The organism is Haloarcula sp. H-hyl2 (assembly GCF_056934385.1).
In genome coordinates, this window is sequence record NZ_JBRIIJ010000002.1 from 1,377,960 (window position 1) to 1,397,994 (window position 20,035).

Below are 20,035 nucleotides of genomic sequence, written 5' to 3' on the forward strand. Positions count from 1 at the left end.
AAGTCCGATACCGAGGCCAGGTCGTGCCATGTTCGAGCCACCTGTCGAGACGGTCTTCCTCTGGGCCGGTATCGCGGCGGTGGGCGTGGTGGTGTTCGCAACGGTCGCTCAGCTACCGACGGCAGCACCGCCCGATGCCACTGCAGCGGCGGCGACAGTCGACGAGGTCGCGACCAGCCCGCCGGGTTCGCTCCAGCAGCGGCCACTCGGAGCACAGTTCTGGTCGCCTGGCACCCGCCAGCTCGGTCTCAGAAACGACGGCGGGACGACACACGCGACCTTCCTGCAGCCAGTCACACCAGCGTTGCGTGGGCCGCTGCAGGCGGTCCTCGATGGGACGTCACCGGCCACGGTGTTCTCGTCGCCGAGCGCTTTCGGTCGTGCGGCCACCAGGGCCCGTCAGCGGGCAGCCAACGGCAGTTGGCGCCCGGCACCGGATCGGCTGACAGTCCGCCGGACAACGTGGGGGGACGTGGATGTCACACTCGTCGGATAGGGCGGCGGCCGAACCGCTCGCCGCACTCGTCGCCGTGTTCGCTGTCACGGTCGGGATCGCACTGTACGCGGGCGTTCTCGACGACGCGATTGCCGGGACAGACACGGACCGCAACCGGGCAGCGCCGACGGCGGACCTGATCGAGCGGCGACTGTCGACGGCCGGGATTCTCGATCCCGGAGGTATCAACCGCTCGCTGGCGGCGGTTCCGGGCGGTTACTCCGGGAACGTGAGCCTCCATGCCGGTCAGCACTGGAGTGCAGGACCGAGGCCGCCGGTGGGGAGCGACACAGCCGAGCGAACGGTACACGTCCGGACGAGTCCCGGCGTGGTCCGCCGTGGGACACTACATGTGTCGGTGTGGCGATGACCCGCGCCGTAAGCACCGTCGCCGACGTGACGGTCTTCCTGCTGTTCGTCGGTGCTGCCGCTGGCGTCGTCCTGAGCGGCAGCGTCGCGGAGACGCCGCGGGTCGGCAATCCGGCGGCCGTCGACGCCGAACTGCTGGCGACGAGCACCGCCACCGTCGAGTACGAACTCTCGACGAGTGCGATCGCCCCCAACGGGTCAGCGCCGTCCTGGGTCGCGAACGGCACGGCCAGACGACAGCGGTCGGCACACGGAACCGTCGCGGAACTGCTCGGCGACGCGTCACTGTCTGCCGTCATGATCGACGGCAAGCGTCTCTCCCGTGCTCGAACGGGATTCGAGCAGGAGATCACAGCGACGACCCGGCGTCGACTCCAGCACCGGGAGCGACTGACAGCCGTGCGGGCTCGCTGGGAACCCTACCCCGGGGCGCCCGTCGCAGGGACGGTCCGCGTCGGTGATCCACCGCCCGGCGATACGGACGTCAGGGCGGCGACGGTCACGGTTCCCAGCGGGATGGACAACGCGACGCGCCCGGCACTCGCCGCTGCACGGTCCTCGGGATACGACGGCGTCGCGACCGTGCTCGCTCGCACGGTCGTCGAGGGGTTGTTCCCGCCGGACAGGACGGCCCTCGCGCTCCGAGGTGACTACCCTGCAGATGCGGTGATGGCCGCTCGGTACATCCGGATGGCGAACTCCACTGGCGCCGGCCCACTCGCGCTCACCCGGGCCGACCCCACTGCACTGAACCGGAATCTGACGGCCGCACTGGCCGACCGGTTCCGCGCCGACCTGCGGTCGCGCTTCGCTTCGCCGACGGCCGCGGCGCGGGCGGCAGCGACACACTGCGTTCGTATCACCGTCAGGACGTGGTCGCCGTGATGGACGACCGTGGCCGGGTCCCGTTCGCGCTGCTCGGTGTCCTGTTGCTCGTCAGCAGCCTCACGCTCGCGCCGACGCTCGTGACGCGTCCGTCCCTCAGCGAGACGACGGTCGAGCGTGCCTTCGAGCGGACGACCGCCGAGACACAGACTGCGGTCAGAGACAGCGTGTCCAGAGCCAGTCAGCGCGCCGCGGCCGACCCGGTCGTGACGCCGGCGAACACGACGGCCGGACGCGCCCTGAACGACTCGACGCCGTTCAGGGACGCGCTCCGACTCAGGACCTACATTCAGGTCGAGCGTCGACTCCAGCGCGTCGGCTACGAACGCGAGGGTGTCACCGTGACGGCGGACCTGCCTTCGGTTGGGAACACGAGTTCGCTGCGTCGAGCCAAACGCCAGGTCAGTATCGAACGGGCGGGGCCGAACGACACCGCAATCCGGGCGACCGTCGAGAACGTCACGCTGACGCTCCATCGGGACAATCGGGTCGTCGACACCAGGACGGTCTCACCCACGGTGGTCGTCGCGACACCGGTGCTCGCGCTCCACGAACAGACCACGACCTATCAGCGGCGCCTGAACAACAGCATCGCCAGACGTGGCTTCAGCCAGCGATTGACTGCTCGACTCTACCCGATGGCGTGGGTTCGTGGGTATGCCCAGTATGGCGGTGCCCCTATCGACAACGTCGTCGCGAACCGCCATGTCGCACTGGCCGCGAACGGGGCGCTCCTGGGCGTCCAGCGGTCGACGTTCGGACGGAGCGATCCCGACGGTCGACGCGCGCTCACCGAGGCGACGGCGATAACCGGCATCGAGGACGTCATCAGAGGGAGCAACCCCTCCGAACTCACCAAGGAGGTACTCAACCGCGCGAACTATCGGCCGGTGGCCAGCGACATCAGCCGCGTCAACACGACGGCCGGGACGCCGACACCGAACGAGACGATGCTGGTCGGCGTCAATCGGACGGCAGACCGGGCCTTCCGGACGGTCGCGTCGCCGTCGGCGCTGGAGAATACCACGGAAGCGGCCTACAGCGTCGAGGCGAAACTGGTGACAAATACCCGGACCCTCAGTGGCGGCAAGCCATCGAAGCCACCGTCTCCGGGCGCCAACTGGTCGCTCACTGACGACCGCCTCACCGACCGAACGACGGTCACGAACGCGACTGGGACCGCGACCGCACCGTCGGGCTGGCATCGACTCGACGGCGTCGCCCGCGACGTCGAGGTTCGCTACCGCCGGGTCGCCGAGTGGTCGAACGGGACCGCGACGAAGACGACGGTCACACGCCGCAACGCACGCTACCGGGTCGCTGTCGCCATCGTGGGCCGGCACACAAGCCCGTCGCTTGCACCGGACCATCCGATCACGACGGCACACCAGCCGAGCGGAAGTCCGCTCGGTGGGCCAAACCTCGCCGACGTCGAAGCAGCGGCCAGACAGCGACTCGTGTCGACCGGTGGCGGCTACGGGTCGATCGTGACTCGTGCAGCGACCGGGCAGCTATCGACGCAGCCGGTGACAATCGAGGCCAATCGCCCGGCCGGGCTCCGCGCCTGGGTGTACCGTGATCTGATGCGACTGCGGTCGACGGTGCGCAACATCAGCGTCACAGTCGAACGGGGCGCCGTCGGAACCTTCGAAGCGAACCCGCCGCGGCGCCTCCAGCAGCGGCTCGCCGCGCGGCGGTCGAAACTGGCCGCGGTCCCGTCGACGTACAACAGTACGGCACAGAAAGCGCGTGTCGCGGCACGACTGGCCTATCTCGAAGCCGTCAACGAGACACTCACCGAGCAGGCCAGACAGCGAGCGGACAGGAAGACAGATTTTGCCTCCGAACTGGGCAACCGGACCGGAGGATCCATCCGGGATCTCCGCCGTGGACTGACGGCTCGGAACACACGCGTGCCGAGGGCGCGCCCGGTACCGGAGGGAATCGCCGGCCCGGTCCGGACGCGTGTCGACGCCAGGCCACCGTACCTGACCCGCGCCGAACTCACGGAGAAACGGTATCCGTCACTCGACGGGAGCGAGCACCCGCTTGTCACGCGGAACGTCAACGTGTTCACGCTCCCGTACGGGAACGCGGCGTCGGCGGTCAGTGACGCGATCCTCGCGTCGCTGGACCGGACCCGTCTCTCCACGGCGGCGACGACACTCCGCGCGACGAACGCGACGATCGACCGCCAGCGGACGACGACGGTCGTCGCGAGACCGAACGCGACCAACCGCTCGCGAGCGAACGGGTCGGCACGACCCACCAACGCGAGCGCCCGCTTGCGGCCCAACGGGACCACACTGCCCCGCAACAGCTCCGGCAAGAACGCCACCACGGTCCGGTTCAAACCGGTCAACGCGACGCTCGTCGCGCACCGTGACCGGCTACAGGACAACGTCGCTACGGCGAACGCCTACCTCGCGGGATGGTTGGCGACGACCGTCACTGCCGAGACGTCCGCAAGTCTCGGAGAGAGCAGAGCAATCGTCACCGACGCGCTCGATAGATGGAACACGACACATGCGACGGCGGCAGCGTTGACCGACGGCCGTGCAGCACGGCACGTCGGGACGGTCGCCGCTCGACGACAGAACCTCTCCCGGACAGAACGGGACTGGCTGCGGCTGCGACTGGCCGGAACGGTGCACCGCCAGCTCAAGTTCCCGCTGGCCCGTCCGAGGTCGGGGCTGGTCAACAAATCGTCCTCGGCCACGCGGTCCGTCGCGAAGACGACTATCAAAACTGCACTCGCGGAGACCACGCGCTCGAAGGCCGAACAGCTCGCCAAACAGCGACTCGGGACGGACATGCTCCCGGCCGGGTTGCCGGTCGCGCCACCGCTCACGCCGTGGTACGCGACGACGAACGTCTGGTGGGTCACCGTCGGCGGCGAGTACGGCCGGTTCGCGGTCACGGCCAACCACGGACCACCGTCGGCCCCCGGTGCGATGACGACGTACGCGCGTGACGGCGACGTCGTCGAACTCGACGTCGACGACGACGGCCGATCGGAACAGCTGGGGACCGCCGACCGCATCTCGTTCAGAGCAGACACGGGGATCGTTGTCGTCGTGCCGCCCAAGCCACGTGGCGTCGGCGACAAGGACGGGAACGCCGTCGAGCAGTCCTCCGGATGGCCGACGGCGGGGAACTGAGAGTGACAGTGACTAATACCCCCCGTCCGTAGCTCGTCCCATGCTCAGAGCGGAGTTTCCGGACGCGGCCACGCAGTCGCCGGCGGAGCTGCTCGCCGCCTACGAGTCGGTCCTGGCGGCCACGATCGACGCCGTCGGAGTCGACGCGGTCGTCGAGGTGACTGGACTGGACCGGGACCTCGTCGAGTCGATGGTGAACGAGGACGCTACCGACGTGACGCTCACAGACGCAGCGGCGGTCCTCGCGACGGACCCGGACCGCCCGGACGCTGGCGCTATCGAGGCGGAGGCACGTGACATCCTCCTGATGGGGATGACGACTGCCGTGATGGACGTCGAGTCACTGGCATCGGGGATCGACAGCGAACTCGACCCCAAGGAGATACAGCAGAAGATAGAGGGGCGGTATCCGGTGACGCTGGCCGAGTACGCGCGACTCCACCAGTACATCGAGGAGCAACAACAGTGACCGAACGGGTCGCGATTCTCGGCTGTGGCTACGTCGGGCTGGAACTCGGCCGACAGCTCTCGTCGGGCCACGACGTCGTGGGGGTCCGCCGCTCCGAGGCCGGCCTGGACGCCGCCGAGAGCGCCGGACTGGAACCGGTCCAGGCAGACGTTACTGACCCGGATTCGCTGGCAGCGGTCCCCGACGCCGACTGGGTCGTCTTCGCGGCGAGTTCGGGGGGCCGCGGTGCCGAGGCCGCTCGCGAGGTGTACGTCGACGGGCTGGAGACGGCGATCGATCACTTCTGGGACCGTGCGGACCCGCCCGAACGCCTGGTATATACCTCCAGTACCGGCGTCTACGGCGACCACGACGGGGACTGGGTCGACGAGTCCACGCCGCTGGACCCCCAGACGGAGAAGACTCGCGTCCTCGCCGAGGCCGAGCGGATCGCCCGCGAGCGGCCGGCAGAGTACGGCGGCCACGGGACGGTTGCTCGGTTTGCGGGTCTCTACGGGCCGGACCGGTATCGGCTCGACCGGTATCTGGAGGGGCCGGTCACCGCTGGCTACCTCAACATGGTCCATCGTGACGACGCCGCCGGCGCGGTCCGGTTCCTGCTGGAAGAGAATCACCGGGAGGAGACGGTGCTGGTCGTCGACGACGAACCCGTCGAGAAGTGGGCCTTCGCCGACTGGCTGGCCGAACAGTGTGACGTCCCCTTCCCACCGAAACAGACGAAAGACGAGCGGCTGGCCGACGACGGCCTCTCCGCGACCGCGAAACGCCGGATCCGGACCAGCAAGCGCTGCTCGAACGCGCTGTTGCGGGATCTCGGCTACGAATTCGCCTACCCGACGTTCCGCGAGGGATACCGCGCGGCCGTCGAGGCCTACCGCGCGTAGCGACCGGGGGAACATTCTTATCCGGTCCCGCGGGATGTACGTGGTATGACACTGGTGGTGGCACAACTCGGCGCCCGAGTTGATGCCGCTGTGACAGCCGCCAGGGAGAACCCCCTTTTGGCTGTAGCTGTGGTCGCGCTGTTCGTTCTCGTTCTCTTTACTGGATGGTTGATCGTGCGGTACCTCCGGCGGTCGCCGGGCGAACGGTTACGCTCTGTCCTGGCCGACTACGAGGCGGTCGCGGTGTTGATGCATCCCAATCCCGATCCCGACGCGATGTCGTGTGCGCTGGCTGTCGACGAACTCGCCAGCGCCGTCGACACCACGGCGACGATGGTGTATCCGGGCGAGATCCGCCGACCGGAGAACCGCGCGTTCGAGACCGTTCTGGACCTGGATTTCGAGCGCATCGAGTCGGTCGAGGAGATCGAGCCGGAGGCGGTCGTTCTGGTCGATCACAACGAACCCCGGGGCTTCCCCGGAGCCGAGACCATCGACCCAGTCGCCGTCGTCGACCACCATCCCGGAGACGGTGCTGGAACGCGGTTCACCGACGTCCGGACCGACGACGGCGCCTGTGCGACCATCTTCGCGGAGTACTTCGACGAGCTAGACTGGGAGTTCTACGAGGTCGAGATGGGTGTCGCCGACGGAACCTACGACGGGGAGAGCGTCCCGGATGGCATGCTCCCGACCCACATCGCGACCGGGATGCTCTACGGCATCCAGTCGGACACGCGGTCGCTCACCAACGGCTGCTCGCCCGACGACTTCGAGGCGGCGTCGTTCCTCTATCGCGGCATCGACGGCGACCTGCTCAACCGGATCGCGAACCCCCAGGTCGACGCGGAGGTACTGGAAGTGAAAGCCCGCGCGGTCACCAACCGCGAGGTCCGGGCGCCCTACGCCTACAGCGACGTCGGCGAGGTCTCGAACACCGACGCGATTCCACAGGCTGCCGACGAACTGGAGACGCTGGAGGGAGTCTCGGCCGTGGTCGTCGTCGGCCAGAGTGACGGCACCATCCGGCTGGCCGGCCGGTCACGCGACGACCGGGTCCACATCGGGCGTGTCATCGAGGCGGTCCTCGACGACGTTCCGATGGCCGAAGGTGGCGGCCACGCCAGGATGGGCGGCGGACAGCTTTCGGTGGACTACCTCAACGGCATCGGGCCGGGGAACGGCATCTCACGGGAGGAACTGCGCGAGCAGTTGTTCGAGGCCATGAGCGGCGAGCGGTGACGCGACGCTTTTGACCCGGTAGCCGCAAGGGCCGACATGGCCACACGGGAGGCGACCTGGGCGTATCGGGACGACCACGACGACTTCGCACGCACGTTCTACCGGCGGTTCGGCGACGGGGTCGTCTCCAGCATCGGCGTCGGGACGTATCTGGGCGACCCGACCGACGACCGAGACGGCGCGTACCACGACGCCATCGTCACCGCGCTGGAGGGCGGGATCAACCTCGTCGACACTGCTATCAACTACCGCCATCAGCGCTCGGAGCGTGTCGTCGGGCGGGCGATAGCCGACGCCGACGTCGACCGCGAGGCCGCAGTCGTCGCCACGAAGGGTGGATTCGTCCCCTTCGACGGCGACCGACCGGCCGATCCCGGCGCGTTCGTCCGGACGGAGTACCTCGACACCGGACTGATCGACCGCGAGGACCTCGTTCGCGGACAACACTGCATCGCGCCGGCGTTCGTCGACGACCAGCTGGACCGCTCGCTGTCGAACCTCGGGCTGGAGACCATCGACCTCTATTACGTCCACAACCCGGAGACACAGCTGGCAGAGCGCTCCCGTGACGCCGTCTACGACCAGCTCGAAGCCACGTTCGAGCGCCTGGAGGAACGGGCGGCGGCCGGCGATATCGACCACTACGGGGTCGCGACCTGGGAGGCGTTCCGAGTCCCGCAGGGCCACGACAGCTATCTCTCCGTGCCCGAGGTGGTCAAACGCGCTCGCGCGGCGGCCGACAGCGCGGGCAACGCCGCGACGCACTTCCGTGCGATCCAGTTGCCGTTCAACGTCCGGATGGCCGACGCGTTCACCGTTGCCGCCCACGAGGGGGCAGCGGGCGCACAGTCGGCGCTGTGGTTTGCACACGAGGCGGGCCTGGACGTGTTCACGAGCGCCTCGATCATGCAGGGCGAACTGGCGACGGCCATCCCCGAGGACGTGGCCGCACGACTGAACGGCGAGACGGACGCCCAGCGGGCGATCAACTTCGCACGGAGCGCACCCGGTGTGACGTCGTCGCTGATCGGGACCGGAACTGTCGAACACGCGGAGGAGAACGTTGCTGCGGGCCGGTACGAGCCGCTCGGTGCCGACGCCTTCGACGCGGTCTTCGAGTGACTAGCCGAGCTCCTTCCACTCGCGGCCACACTCGGGGCAGCGGCGTATCTTCCCGATGTCGTCTGGGTTGTTGTCCGTCGTCAGCGTCTCCTCGCAGGCGGTACAGGAGAGTCGTCCGTAGTTGTCCTTCTCGACGTCGCCGGCCCGCAGTGCCTTCCTGACCGAGTCCATATGCGACCGGTTGTCACCGGGGCGTAAAAAGCCCGCGGCGTTTCGGAAGGCTTGTCTCCCCCGATTGCTCAGGGCAATCCGTGTCCCGCCGGACGGTGTTCGGATCGCTCCTCGGACTGGTCTTCCTCATCAACCTCGCGAGGGTCGTGTTCGCCCCGCTCATCGAGCCCATCCGGGCGACGACGGGCGCCAGCGACGCGACCCTGGGGTTGCTCGCGACGATGGTCTGGGTCGGCAGTGCGCTGCCGCGGCTCCCGACGGGGTTCCTGCTCACTCGGGTGAGTCGGCCACAGGCCATCTTCGGCTCCGGCGTGGTGCTGACCGCCGGGACGCTCTTTACGCTGTTCGCGCCGACGCCGCGACTGCTGCTGGTCGGCGCGCTGACGATGGGGCTGGCAAGCGGCGTCTACATCGTCGCCGCGAACACACTCATCAGCGAACTCTACCCCGCGAACCCCGGTCGCGCGCTGGGCCAGCACGGTGTCGCGAGCCAGACGGCCGCGCTGGCAGCGCCGGCGCTCGTCGGTCTCGCACTCACACTCGGGAACTGGCGGCTCGTCCTCGAGTGGATGGCAGCCGCGGCCGCGGTGACGACAGTTGTCTTCACCGTCCTGGCCCGCCGAACCGAGTTCCCCGAGGCCGGTAGCGAGGACCGGGACGTCGTGGGCGCGATCAGAACCCAGTGGCGGATCATCCTCACGGCAGTGGTCGCGCTCGGGTTGACGACGATGATCTGGAACGGCCTGTTCAACTTCTACGTGACCTACGTCAAGACGACCGGCCTCTCGGAGGCCACCGGACGGACGCTGCTCCAGATCGTCTTCGGTGCCGGGGTCCCGGCGTTCTACGTCAGTGGCCGCCTGGCCGACCGGCTCCCGAACGTCCCGTACCTGCTGACGATCCTCGCGGCCTTCACCGGCTGTATCCTGATCCTGCCGGCCGTCTCCGGGTTCTGGCCGCTCGCCGTCGCCAGCGCCGTCACGGGCTATATCATCCACAGTATCTTCCCCGCCGTCGACACCTACCTCCTAGGGTCGCTGCCGGACCGCCACCGCGCCAGTGCCTACGCGGCCTACGGCGGCGGGATGATGGTCGTCCAGGCGCCGGGCAGCGTCGTCGTCGGGGTCCTGCTGGATGTCGGCGTCACGTTCGCGACCATCTTCCAGTTGATGGCCGGGTCGCTGCTGGTGGTCCTGGGGGCGTTGCTCGTCTTGCACCTCGACGGCCGACTCCCCAGCAGCGCGGAGGCGTGACTGGCTCGGAAACGCTGAAGCCGTCGGCGCTCCGACGGCCGGCATGGACCTCTCAGCGGACGAACTGGCGGGCATCGTCGACCTCTTCGGTGCCCTCTCGCGGGCGGAACTCTGCCGGGGCTGTGTCGAACTCGCGTTCAAACGGGGCGCCGAAACCGAGCCGGCGGCCTTCGAGGACGATATCGACGCGGCGGTCGACTCCTACCATCTGGTCGCGATCGAGGACGCCGACACGACTCTCCTGGCCGTCGGTCCGACTGCGTTCCCCAGTCTCCCCGACGGTGCGGGCGATCTCCCGCACATCCTGGACGTCCCGGACCGCTCGCTATCCCGCGAGCGCGTGGTAGAAGCTGTCGAGCGGCAGTTCCGGGCAGACGCGGCGGCGGCCATCGACGCCGGCGACGACGAGCGTATCGCGGCGCTGCTGGACGTGAGCTACGACCTCGACGCCTGGGGCGCGGTCGAACTCGACGCGGCGCGGGACCGGCTCGACGCTGCCTAATGCAGCGAAGTGACGAACAGTAACCCATCTCTCGAATAAGTGGATGTACCAACACCTAGATGCATCTAGACAAAACGATTATGAACCACTTAGGGGTATTTGTTCACATAACACATGCCACAACAGTCGACTATCGACCCGCAGACGGAGGAGAGTGAGGACGGAGCGGGGGTCACGATGACACTGTGGACCCGCCAGCCGGTCTGTGGGACGCGGACGACCGTGCTGGACCGACTGAGTGGGTTACGCGCGAGCGGTGCGATCGAGGGGTTCGACGTCGAGACCTGGCCCGACGAGATCCGACTTGACGGTGAGACGACCCACGGTGACGTCGTCAGCACGTTCGGGCGGTTCCAGGACTGGGCGAACGAACACGGCTTGAGCGTCGAACCGCCCTTCGAGGTACGGCAGGTCTCGCCACTGCTCGGGTCGTCGTACAGGGTGTTGCGGCTCCCGGTCATGACGCTCGCCGCGCACGCCGACGACGAACTCGCCGGCGTCTATCCGTGTACCGACGGCGAGCGGACGACGACGATTCCGGCGTTCCTGGCCGCGTACGAGGCAGCCGAGCGCCTGCCGGCGCCCGGTATCCTCCCGGACGACGCGGGCTGAGTTTTCGAACCTACGTGGGAAACTAAATTGCACCCCGTCCACGCGGTACCATCCGACTTATTGCGGTCCGTGACTGACAGTCAGTATGGACTTCGACCGGGTACGTGACCACGACCCGCTGGTCGTCGACGACGAGCCACGCCAGGCGGCCGTCGTCGTTCCGGTCGTCAGTCGCGACGACGAGGCGATCCTCTTCACGAAACGGGCTGACCACCTCCAGGACCACCCCGGCCAGATGTCGTTCCCCGGCGGCGGTCGCGAACCCGAGGACGAGGACCTGCTACAGACGGCGCTCCGGGAAGCCAGCGAGGAGATCGGCCTCGACCCACGGGCGGCCAACGTCGTCGGTCGCCTCGACGACATCCGGACGATCACCCGCTACTCCGTGCGACCGTTCGTCGCCCGGATCCCCGAGCGCGAGTACGTCCCTAACGATCAGGAGGTCGCCGAGATCGTCTGTCTCTCGGTCGCGGACCTGACCGACCTGGACAACTACGAGTCCGAACAGCGTGACCACCCCCACTACGGCCAGATCCGCCTCCACTTCTTCTACGTCGACGGCTACACTGTCTGGGGGGCCACCGCGCGGATGCTCGTCCAGTTGCTCGAACTCGCGACCGACTGGCGCCAGCCTCCGGAACCGGACCGCTACGCCGGCCCGGACGACGACCTGCCGCCCAGCGTCCGCGACGAGGTGAACTGACCGGACCGATGCGGGTCGCTGTCGTCGGCGGTGGGGCGGTCGGACTCGTCGTCGCGGGCGACCTGGCGACACGGGGCGCCACGGTCACGCTGTACGAACGTGGTGAGCTTGGAAGCGGCGCGACCGGTCGCGCGGCCGGTATCTGCTACGACGCGTTCGCCGACCCCGTCGAGGCAGCCGTCGCCGGCCACGCGCTGGCCCGCTACCGCGAGTGGGGACTCCTCGAGGACTGTCCGTACGTCTGGGTCGCCCGCGACGAGGACGACGGCCGGGCTATCGACCGCCAGGTCGACCGGATGCAGGCGAACGGGCGGGACGTCGCCAGACTCGTGCCGGCCGACCTGGCCGACCGCTATCCCGCGCTGGCGACCGACGACGTCGTCACGGCCGGTATCGCCCACGATGCGGGCCTGGTCGACCCGACGGCCGTCGTCGACTGGCTGGCCGAACGGGCCCGCAGCGCTGGAGTGACGCTCCGAACGGACACAGAAGTCGCACTCGCCGGGCCCAGAACCGTCAGCACACCGCGTGGGACCGAGGTGTTCGACGCCGTCGTCGTCGCTGCCGGTCACGCCACGAAGCCCCTCCTCGCGGACATCGACGTCTCGCTCGCACTGGGTACCTACCGCGCACAGGCGCTGTGTACCGAGTCTGTGGCTGCGACGCTGCCGGCGCTGTACGACGCGACCACGGAGTTCTACTGGCGCCCCAGAGACGGTGGGCTCCTCGTCGGCGACGGCGCCCACGCCGCGACGCCTGACGACTGGAACCCCGACGCGGACCCGTCGTTCGTGGCGTCGGTGCTGGACCGCGTCGACGCGGCGACGACGCGTTCCCCCACGGCGACCCGCTCGTGGGCCGGCCTGTGTACCGCGACGCCGGACCGGGACCCGCTGGTCGGTTCGGTCGCAGAGGGCTGTTACGTCGCGGCGGGATGGCACGGCCACGGGCTGATGCGTGCCCCGGCCGTCGCCGAGCACGTCGCCAGCGCCGTCCTCGGGACGGCGTCGCCGCTGGGCGAGCGATTCGAGGACCGGACGGACCCGTCGCGCTTCGACGGTGACGAGCAGTTCGACCCGCTGGGAGACCCGACGAGCGATTGGTGAGAACAGTCAGGCGTCGCTATCGTCGACGTCACCCTCGTCGAGGTCGTTCTCGGCGACCTTCGGGACGGTGACGTGGAGGGTCCCGTCGGCCTTCAGCGTCGCCGAGGCGGCGTCGGCGTCGACGTGGGCGTCCTCGGGCAGGGTGAGCGAGCCATCGAGTGCCAGGCCGCGGCCGGGGAACCGCATGTCGAACCCGTCGTGGAAGTCACGGAACCGGTCGATGCGGACCTCGACGCGGTCGTCGACGTAGCGGACCTGGATGTCCGAGGCCGTCGCGCCCGGCGCGTCGAACACCACGAGGTACGCGTCGTCAGATTCCAGCAGGTCCGCCGGCAGCGGCTTGCGCTCCTGGACGCGGGCCGAGGCCCGGCCCACGTTCTCGAAGACCGCGTTCTCGATGGACTCGCCGAGTTCGCGGATCATAACTCGACTTCCTCCAGACAGTCGACCCCCCCACAGTACGGGCAGGTGAAGTCCGTGACCCCGACACCGTCCGGCATATCGTACGTGTAATGCAGCTCGAACATGTCGAGTTCGCAGTCGTCGTCCGTGCAGACGACTTCCATCGTGGCGGGCATACCGTTCCGTTGGTTCGTCGGGGACAAACCGCTTTCGGAGGCCCCTGGTGCAGTGGTTACTGTCACAGTCGAGAGTTCCAAGAGCCAGAAAGCCCCCGCGTTCTGGCTGTTCACACCGGGAGTCGCGTACCTACACCCTCCGCACCAGCCCCGGACAGAACATTGATACCATTGCCGGTGAACATGCGGTTATGAGCGAGGGCGTACTGGGCGTCGACTTCAGCGGCGCGAGCGGCGCCGGCGACGCACTCTGGGTGACAGAGGCGACACGGACGCCGCGGGGACTGCGCGTCGACGAGTGTTACCGCGCGACTGATCGCTGGGGCGGGGGCCGCGAGGCGGCCCACGCCGGCCTCTGTGACCGTATCACCGACGATGATATCGGGACCGTCGGCCTCGATTTCCCCTTCAGCCTCCCCCAGGCGATCCTCGACGCCCAGTGTCGCGGTAGCTGGCACGGCCTGGTCGAGTGGCTAGCCGGCGACGAGGGCCCGAACGACCCGCGGTCCTTCTCCGAACGCTGCCGACGCACCGCAGAGATGGCCACCGAGAAGCGTGATATCCGCCGCGAGACGGACTTCCGGCGCGGCGCGCTGTGTCCCTACACCAACCGGACCCGGAGCATGACCTTCTACGGCGTCCGGGACGTCCTCGGACGACTCGCCGAGCGGGCCGACACCGCCGTCGTCCCGATGCAGGAGCCGACCGACGAGACGACGACGCGGGTCTGTGAGGTCTACCCGGCGGCCACGTTCGGCTGGCTGGGCTGTTACCGCGAGGGATACAAGAACGTCGACGGTGCCCGCGACCGCCGGGCGGCGAACGTCGACGCCGTCTCGGAGTGTAGCGTCCTCGTCGGCGCCCACCGCCGGCAGTACCTCGACAACCACGACGCACTGGACTCGCTTGCGGCCGCCGTCACCACGGGCCGGGTCGCCAGCGGTGCCAGTCCGACCCCCGTCGGCCCCCTCACTGAAGGCTGCATCCACGTCTAGGCGTCATCACTTTCTTCGCCGACGCCCAACGCCGTCTATGGACACCGAACCGGCGGGGCTGACCCGGATCAGACGGGTTGCGCGGCTCCTCGACGCGAGCATCGGCGTTCCCGGAACCCGCTATCGGGTCGGGTTCGACGTCGTTCTGGGCGTGCTTCCCGTCGCCGGCGACGCCGTCGCTGCCCTCCTCTCGCTGTACATCGTCGTCGAGGCGGCTCGCCTGGGTGTCTCGAAGCGAACCCTTACGCGGATGGTGCTGAACATCGCACTCGACTTCGCGGTCGGGAGCGTTCCGGTCGTGGGGGACCTCTTCGACGCGCTCTGGACGGCCAACACGCGGAACGCCGAACTGGTCGCTCGTGACCTGGCCGAGCGAGACAAGACATCGTTTTAGGCGTCGAGCGTCAATCCCGGGCCATGACCGACCCCGAGACGCTCTCCGTGACCATCGTCGACGGCTACGTCGACGAACCCGCACATTTCGGGGTCCCGCCGTACATCTCGACGTATCCCCGGTACGCGGCCGGTGCGCTGGTCGACGCGGGCGTCCCGAGTGACCAGATCACGTACCACACCATCGACGAACTCCGCGACGAGCGGCGCCGCTGGCAGGACGTCGAGACGGCCGACCTCATGGTCTACGTCGGCGGGATGACCGTTCCCGGCAAGTACGTCGGCGGGACCCCCGCCGAACCCGACGAGGTCCGGAAACTTGCCTGGACCGCCGAGGGAACCTCGATCATCGGCGGCCCTGTCCGCTTCGGCGTCGGCGAGGCCAACGAGGGGGCCAGCGAGACGGCCCGCGACGACCTCGACTTCGACTTCCTGGCGATGGCCGACGCCGAGGCCGCCGTCTACGACCTCGTCGAGTCCGGCCTGGAGGGATTCAACGACCGCTATCGCTCCGTCGAGGAGGAGACCCGCTGGGCGCGGGCCGGCGCGTTCGTCGTCGAGCAACACCCCAACCACCCGGACTACCTCATCTGCGAGATGGAGACCTCTCGGGGCTGTCCGTACCGCTGTTCGTTCTGTACGGAACCGATGTACGGGAACCCGGACTTCCGGCCGCCCGAGAGCGTCGTCGACGAGGTCGACGCCCTCTCGGACCGCGGAGTCAAGCACTTCCGGCTGGGTCGACAGGCCGACATCCTCGCCTACGGTGGCGATGGCGAGGCACCGAACCCTGACGCGCTCGGCCGACTCTACGGCGGCATCCGCGAGGTCGCACCCGACCTGGAGACGCTGCACCTGGACAACATGAACCCCATCACCATCGTCAAGTGGCCCGAGAAGGCCCGCGAGGGGATCCGCATCATCGCCGAGCACAACACGCCCGGCGACACGGCGGCGTTCGGTTTAGAGTCGGCCGACCCCGAGGTGATGAGCGACAACAACCTCAACGTCACCGCCGACGAGTGCTTCGAGGCTGTCAAGGTCGTCAACGAGGTGGCCGGCTGGCGCCCCGGCGGGGACGGCGACCCGCGGACCGACGCGGACGGGTCGGCACCGAACTTCGGGGACGACGCCGCGCCACGGCTCCCGAAACTGCTCCCTGGCATCAACCTCGTCCACGGCCTGAAAGGCGAGACGCGGGAGACCTTCGAGCACAACAAGCGGTTCCTCCAGCGCGTCTACGACGCGGACCTGCTGCTTCGCCGTGTCAACATCCGTCAGGTCATGGCCTTCGAGGGGACCGACATGGCCGAGACGGGGGCCGACATCGCCAAGGACCACAAGAAACTGTTCAAGCAGTACAAACGCGAGGTTCGGGAGACCATCGACAACCCGATGCTCCAGCGGGTCGCGCCGCCCGGCACCGTCCTGCCCGACGTCCACCTGGAGTACCACCAGGACGGCAAGACGTTCGGCCGGCAACTGGGGACCTACCCGCTGCTGGTCGCCATCCCCGGCGAGCGTGAACTCGGCCGGGTGCTGGACGTAGCGGTGACCGACCACGGCTATCGCTCGGTCACCGGTGTTCCGCACCCGCTGGACCTCAACGCCGCCTCGATGGACGAACTCCAGGCGATTCCGGGCATCGGTTCCCAGACTGCCGGGAACATCGTCGTCGACCGCCCCTACGACTCCGTCGAGGGCGTCGCGGACGTCGACCTCTCGAAGTTCGCCACGGCCGAGCGGCCGTAACAGAAACTTCTTGGGTCCAGTGGGGACTACCCTGTTGCAATGAGCGACATCGAGGTGAGCGTCGTCCTCCCCGCGTACAACGAGGAGGACACCATCGAGGAGACCGTCACGGTCACCCTGGAGACGCTCGCCTCCTTCCTCCCGGCCGGAAGCTTCGAAGTCATCGTCGCCGAGGACGGCTGTGCCGACCGGACGCCGGAGATCGCCACCCGCCTGGCCCGCGAGGACGAGCGGGTCCGCCACGTCCACAGCGACGACCGGCTCGGCCGCGGTGGCGCGCTCGAATACGCCTTCGAGCGAGCGGCCGGGCAGACGCTGGTGTACTTCGATACGGACCTGGCGACCGACATGCGCCACCTCGAAGAGCTGGTCGAGAGCGTCCGGTCGGGGGCCTACGACGTGGCGACCGGGTCGCGCTGGCTCCCCGAGAACCGCGCCGACCGACCGGCCAAACGCGGCATCCCGAGCCTGGGTTACAACACGCTGGTCCGGACCGTCCTGCGGTCGGACCTGCAGGACCACCAGTGTGGGTTCAAAGCCTTCGACCGGGACGCGATGGCGACGCTGGCGCCGATGGTCCAGGACGAACACTGGTTCTGGGACACGGAACTGCTCGTGAAGGCCCAGCGCAACGGCTTCCGGGTCAAGGAGTTCCCCGTCGACTGGACGCCGAAGGGCGACTCGAAGGTCGACATCGTCCGGGACGTCTTCGGGATGGGCAGCCAGATCCTCCGGACGTTCTGGGAACTGTCTGTCAGCCCGCGGATCACCCGCAGGGTGTCGATGACTGCCGGCATCCTCCTGGTCGTCGTCGCGCTGCTGTTGATGACCCAGTATCTCGACCCCCGGACGGTGCTGGAACGGATGGCCCAGGCCGACCCGGCCGTCGTCGGGCTCTCGGCGCTGGTCTACGCGCTCTCCTGGCCGCTCCGGGGGATCCGCTACCGGGACATCCTGGACTCCATGGACTTTCACGAACGGTGGGGCTTTCTCACTGGCGCGGTCTTCATCAGCCAGACCGGGAACCTCGTCTTCCCCGCGCGAGCGGGCGACGCCGTCCGTGCCTACGTCGTGAAGGCCCGACGGTCGATCCCTTATCCCACCGGCTTCGCCTCGCTGGCCGTCGAACGCGTCTTCGACCTGCTGACGATCACGTTGCTGGCTGGCGTCGTCCTGATGGGGCTGGCGGTCACCGGCTCTGCGGACGCGCTGTTCGCGGCACTGACCGGCGACGCCGTCGGCGGCGACACCGCCAGCAGCGGCCAGACCGCCGTCGTCGTGGCCGCCGCCGTCGGACTCGCGGCTATCGCGGCTGTCGCGACCATCGTCGTCAGCGCCCGCACCGACCGGAACCTCGTCCGGACGGCCGTCGGCCGACTCAGCGACGACTCCTACGCCGACTACGTGGCCGGCGTCATCGAGCAGTTCGTCGGCGACGTCCAGACCGTCGCCGCGGACGGCCCGACGTTCGCCCGCGTCGGCCTCGGCAGCCTCCTCATCTGGTCACTGGACGTCCTGACCGCGCTGGCCGTCTTCGCCGCGTTCGGCTACGACCCCACGCCGTCGCTGATCGCCGTCGGCTTCTTCGCGGTCAGCGTCGGGAACCTCGCGAAGGTCCTGCCGCTCACGCCCGGCGGTGTCGGCCTCTACGAGGGCGCGTTCACGATCATCGTCGCGCCGCTGACCCCCGTCGGCGTGACGACCGCGCTCTCGATCGCCATCGTCGACCACGCCGTCAAGAACGCGGTCACCATCGTCGGCGGCGTCGCCTCGATGGCCTGGCTCAACGTCTCGCTGACGAAAGCGGTCGAGGAGTCACGAAACGCGAGCGACGTCGACCCCGAAGCCGAGGCGTAGCTACCTGTACCGTCCAGCGAGGGCCCCCCAGTCACCGGCCCCGACGACGCGTGGCGCTGTGGACCGACGCACTGAAGAACCCCGTCCTGCAAGCAGCCCACTACCTGTCACTCGGGGAGTCGTTCCGCGACGTGCCGGGCCGTCCCCTCTACACCGCCCGCCGACAGCCCGGCATCGTGACCGCTCTCTCCCGGAGAGACGCCTGCCCCGCTTGCCCGCCCATGTCCCCCAGTACTCACCGCCGTGACGTCTGGCTCGCTCTCGGGAGCGCCGTCCTCCTCGGCCTCGGCCTCGGCGCGTACTACGCGCTGGCCTGGCCGGTCAAGTTCGGTCTGAACTACCGCGTGTACGACGCCGCTGCGCAGGCGGTTCTCGCCGGTAGTGACTTCTACGCGGTGACGCCGCCGTCCAGCCAGTTCCACTACCTCTATCCGCCGGTGACGGTGCTGGTGTTCGTCCCGCTGGCGCGACTGGGCGACTGGCCCGTCGGCTACGCGGTGCTGACGCTACACACGGTCGTGGCGAGCGGCTGGCTGACGCTGCTGCTGGCCCGGTACGTCGAGTCGCTGGGGTATCGGGTCCCGCGTCGCGATCGATTGCTGATCGGCGCCTCCGTGCTGGCGTCGGTCCACGCTGTCCCCTCGCTCGCCTACGGGCAGGTCAACCACTTTCTCGTGGCCGCCTTCGCTGCCGGGCTGGTCTGGTTGGAGTGGGACCGCGAGTGGCTGGCCGGCGTCGCGCTGGCCGTCCCGGCGTTCGTCAAGGTGTTCCCGGCCGCTGTCGGGCTCTGGCTGCTCTACAAGCGTGCGTGGCGGACCATCGCCGCAGCCGTCGCGACGGCGGGCACGCTCACCGCTGCCGGACTCGCCGCGTTCGGACCGGACACCTACCGGACGTACCTCTTCGACGTGTTGCTCGCCCGCCGGGACAGCGAGGCGTTCGTCGGCGGCCTCGACCCGACCGTCAGCTACGTCACGCTCCGCCGGCCGCTGTCGGTCTTCTTCCCGACCGTCGATCCGACGTGGTACGCTGTCGGTGCTGCTGCGCTGCTTGCACCGGTGCTGGCGGGGCTGTACTGGGACGTCCAGAGTGTCACCGACAGACTGGTCGCGCTGTACGGCACGCTCGTCGCCATGCTCCTCTTTTTCCCGTCGCTGTTGCTCTACTACGTCTACCTGACGTTCCCTCTGGTGGTGTTGCTGTACGCCCTCCCGCGGGGCTGGGGCCGTCGGCTGTTCGTCGCCGGCACGCTCCTGGCGAACGTCTCGCTGTCGTTCGGTGCCGTCCCGAGACTACTCGACCTGCTGCCGGTGACGGCCGAGACAGCCACCGCTCTCACAGCGACGTTACGTCCGGTGTTCGCGCTCGGAACGCCGGTGCTGTACGGCTGCCTCCTCTCGCTCGTCGGCTGTCTCGTCTATCGCGTCGAGCGCGAGCCACCCCCGACGGCCGCCGGCACGACGGCAGCCGAGTCCGGCGACTGAG

20 protein-coding genes and 1 pseudogene are annotated in these 20,035 nt (G+C 68.6%); 18 read left to right on the forward strand and 3 right to left on the reverse strand.

All coding sequences use genetic code 11. The features are described from left to right. Window positions 1-28: 28 nt before the first annotated feature. Genes Hhyl2_RS16930 through Hhyl2_RS16965 form a run of 8 tightly spaced genes read left to right on the forward strand, consistent with a single transcriptional unit; the run spans window position 29 to window position 8,628 of the window. Window positions 29-496, forward strand: coding sequence for a DUF7283 family protein (locus Hhyl2_RS16930; protein WP_483551936.1), 468 nt, complete (start codon window positions 29-31; stop codon window positions 494-496). Next, the gene (locus Hhyl2_RS16935; protein WP_483551937.1) at window positions 477-866 is read left to right on the forward strand and encodes a DUF7285 family protein; all 390 of its coding nucleotides are present in this window, start codon (window positions 477-479) and stop codon (window positions 864-866) included. Before Hhyl2_RS16930 ends, Hhyl2_RS16935 begins: the two co-directional genes overlap by 20 nt. After that, complete coding sequence (locus tag Hhyl2_RS16940) at window positions 863-1,750, forward strand: DUF7284 family protein (RefSeq protein WP_483551938.1); 888 nt, start codon at window positions 863-865, stop codon at window positions 1,748-1,750. Before Hhyl2_RS16935 ends, Hhyl2_RS16940 begins: the two co-directional genes overlap by 4 nt. Then, window positions 1,750-4,911 (forward strand): DUF7286 family protein, encoded by a 3,162-nt coding sequence (locus tag Hhyl2_RS16945; protein ID WP_483551939.1) that lies wholly within the window; start codon window positions 1,750-1,752, stop codon window positions 4,909-4,911. The genes Hhyl2_RS16940 and Hhyl2_RS16945 overlap by 1 nt, the downstream gene beginning before the upstream one ends. A 40-nt stretch (window positions 4,912-4,951) precedes the next feature. Continuing rightward, window positions 4,952-5,380 carry a DUF5791 family protein gene (locus Hhyl2_RS16950; protein ID WP_483551940.1) on the forward strand — a complete coding sequence of 143 codons (429 nt, stop codon included), beginning with the start codon at window positions 4,952-4,954 and terminating at the stop codon, window positions 5,378-5,380. Beyond that, complete coding sequence (locus tag Hhyl2_RS16955; RefSeq protein WP_483551941.1) at window positions 5,377-6,264, forward strand: SDR family oxidoreductase; 888 nt, start codon at window positions 5,377-5,379, stop codon at window positions 6,262-6,264. Before Hhyl2_RS16950 ends, Hhyl2_RS16955 begins: the two co-directional genes overlap by 4 nt. A 45-nt stretch (window positions 6,265-6,309) precedes the next feature. Next, window positions 6,310-7,506 carry a DHH family phosphoesterase gene (locus Hhyl2_RS16960; RefSeq protein WP_483551942.1) on the forward strand — a complete coding sequence of 399 codons (1,197 nt, stop codon included), beginning with the start codon at window positions 6,310-6,312 and terminating at the stop codon, window positions 7,504-7,506. A gap of 36 nt (window positions 7,507-7,542) precedes the next feature. Continuing rightward, window positions 7,543-8,628, forward strand: coding sequence for an aldo/keto reductase (locus Hhyl2_RS16965; protein WP_483551943.1), 1,086 nt, complete (start codon window positions 7,543-7,545; stop codon window positions 8,626-8,628). Here the strand turns inward: Hhyl2_RS16965 and Hhyl2_RS16970 are convergent, their stop codons facing one another. After that, window positions 8,629-8,799, reverse strand: a complete 171-nt coding sequence (locus tag Hhyl2_RS16970; protein ID WP_483551944.1) for an HVO_0758 family zinc finger protein — start codon at window positions 8,797-8,799, stop codon at window positions 8,629-8,631. Window positions 8,800-8,915: 116 nt separating this feature from the next. On the opposite strand from Hhyl2_RS16970, the gene Hhyl2_RS16975 reads away from it, so the two are divergent. The 5 genes from Hhyl2_RS16975 (at window position 8,916) to Hhyl2_RS16995 (ending at window position 12,975) form a co-directional block, all read left to right on the forward strand. Then, entirely contained in the window at window positions 8,916-10,052 is a 1,137-nt protein-coding gene (locus tag Hhyl2_RS16975) for an MFS transporter (protein ID WP_483552044.1), read from the forward strand. A 43-nt stretch (window positions 10,053-10,095) separates the two neighbouring features. After that, window positions 10,096-10,554: a DUF7109 family protein gene (locus Hhyl2_RS16980; RefSeq protein WP_483551945.1), complete on the forward strand. Its 459-nt coding sequence runs from the start codon at window positions 10,096-10,098 to the stop codon at window positions 10,552-10,554. Window positions 10,555-10,731: 177 nt separating this feature from the next. Further along, entirely contained in the window at window positions 10,732-11,166 is a 435-nt protein-coding gene (locus Hhyl2_RS16985; RefSeq protein ID WP_483551946.1) for an HTH domain-containing protein, read from the forward strand. Window positions 11,167-11,251: 85 nt separating this feature from the next. Continuing rightward, entirely contained in the window at window positions 11,252-11,869 is a 618-nt protein-coding gene (locus Hhyl2_RS16990) for an NUDIX hydrolase (protein ID WP_483551947.1), read from the forward strand. An 8-nt stretch (window positions 11,870-11,877) separates the two neighbouring features. Continuing rightward, window positions 11,878-12,975, forward strand: a complete 1,098-nt coding sequence (locus tag Hhyl2_RS16995) for an NAD(P)/FAD-dependent oxidoreductase (RefSeq protein WP_483551948.1) — start codon at window positions 11,878-11,880, stop codon at window positions 12,973-12,975. 18 nt (window positions 12,976-12,993) lie between these two features. Here Hhyl2_RS16995 and Hhyl2_RS17000 read toward each other — a convergent pair. Both Hhyl2_RS17000 and Hhyl2_RS17005 read right to left on the reverse strand, forming a co-directional pair. After that, window positions 12,994-13,398 (reverse strand): annotated as a pseudogene (locus Hhyl2_RS17000) (Hsp20/alpha crystallin family protein); the annotation flags it as partial. Then, window positions 13,395-13,553 (reverse strand): DUF7559 family protein, encoded by a 159-nt coding sequence (locus Hhyl2_RS17005; RefSeq protein WP_483551949.1) that lies wholly within the window; start codon window positions 13,551-13,553, stop codon window positions 13,395-13,397. The gene Hhyl2_RS17005 and the pseudogene Hhyl2_RS17000, both read right to left, overlap by 4 nt. Before the next feature lie 191 nt (window positions 13,554-13,744). On the opposite strand from Hhyl2_RS17005, the gene Hhyl2_RS17010 reads away from it, so the two are divergent. The 5 genes from Hhyl2_RS17010 to Hhyl2_RS17030 are packed head-to-tail and all read left to right on the forward strand — an operon-like array spanning window position 13,745 to window position 20,034. Beyond that, window positions 13,745-14,548 carry a DUF429 domain-containing protein gene (locus tag Hhyl2_RS17010; RefSeq protein ID WP_483551950.1) on the forward strand — a complete coding sequence of 268 codons (804 nt, stop codon included), beginning with the start codon at window positions 13,745-13,747 and terminating at the stop codon, window positions 14,546-14,548. A 37-nt stretch (window positions 14,549-14,585) separates the two neighbouring features. Further along, window positions 14,586-14,942: a DUF4112 domain-containing protein gene (locus Hhyl2_RS17015; protein ID WP_483551951.1), complete on the forward strand. Its 357-nt coding sequence runs from the start codon at window positions 14,586-14,588 to the stop codon at window positions 14,940-14,942. A 23-nt stretch (window positions 14,943-14,965) separates the two neighbouring features. Continuing rightward, window positions 14,966-16,693: a radical SAM protein gene (locus Hhyl2_RS17020; protein WP_483551952.1), complete on the forward strand. Its 1,728-nt coding sequence runs from the start codon at window positions 14,966-14,968 to the stop codon at window positions 16,691-16,693. A 39-nt stretch (window positions 16,694-16,732) separates the two neighbouring features. Beyond that, window positions 16,733-18,550, forward strand: a complete 1,818-nt coding sequence (locus tag Hhyl2_RS17025; RefSeq protein ID WP_483551953.1) for a flippase-like domain-containing protein — start codon at window positions 16,733-16,735, stop codon at window positions 18,548-18,550. 50 nt (window positions 18,551-18,600) lie between these two features. After that, window positions 18,601-20,034: a glycosyltransferase family 87 protein gene (locus Hhyl2_RS17030; protein ID WP_483551954.1), complete on the forward strand. Its 1,434-nt coding sequence runs from the start codon at window positions 18,601-18,603 to the stop codon at window positions 20,032-20,034. The last annotated feature ends 1 nt before the right edge of the window (window position 20,035 follow it).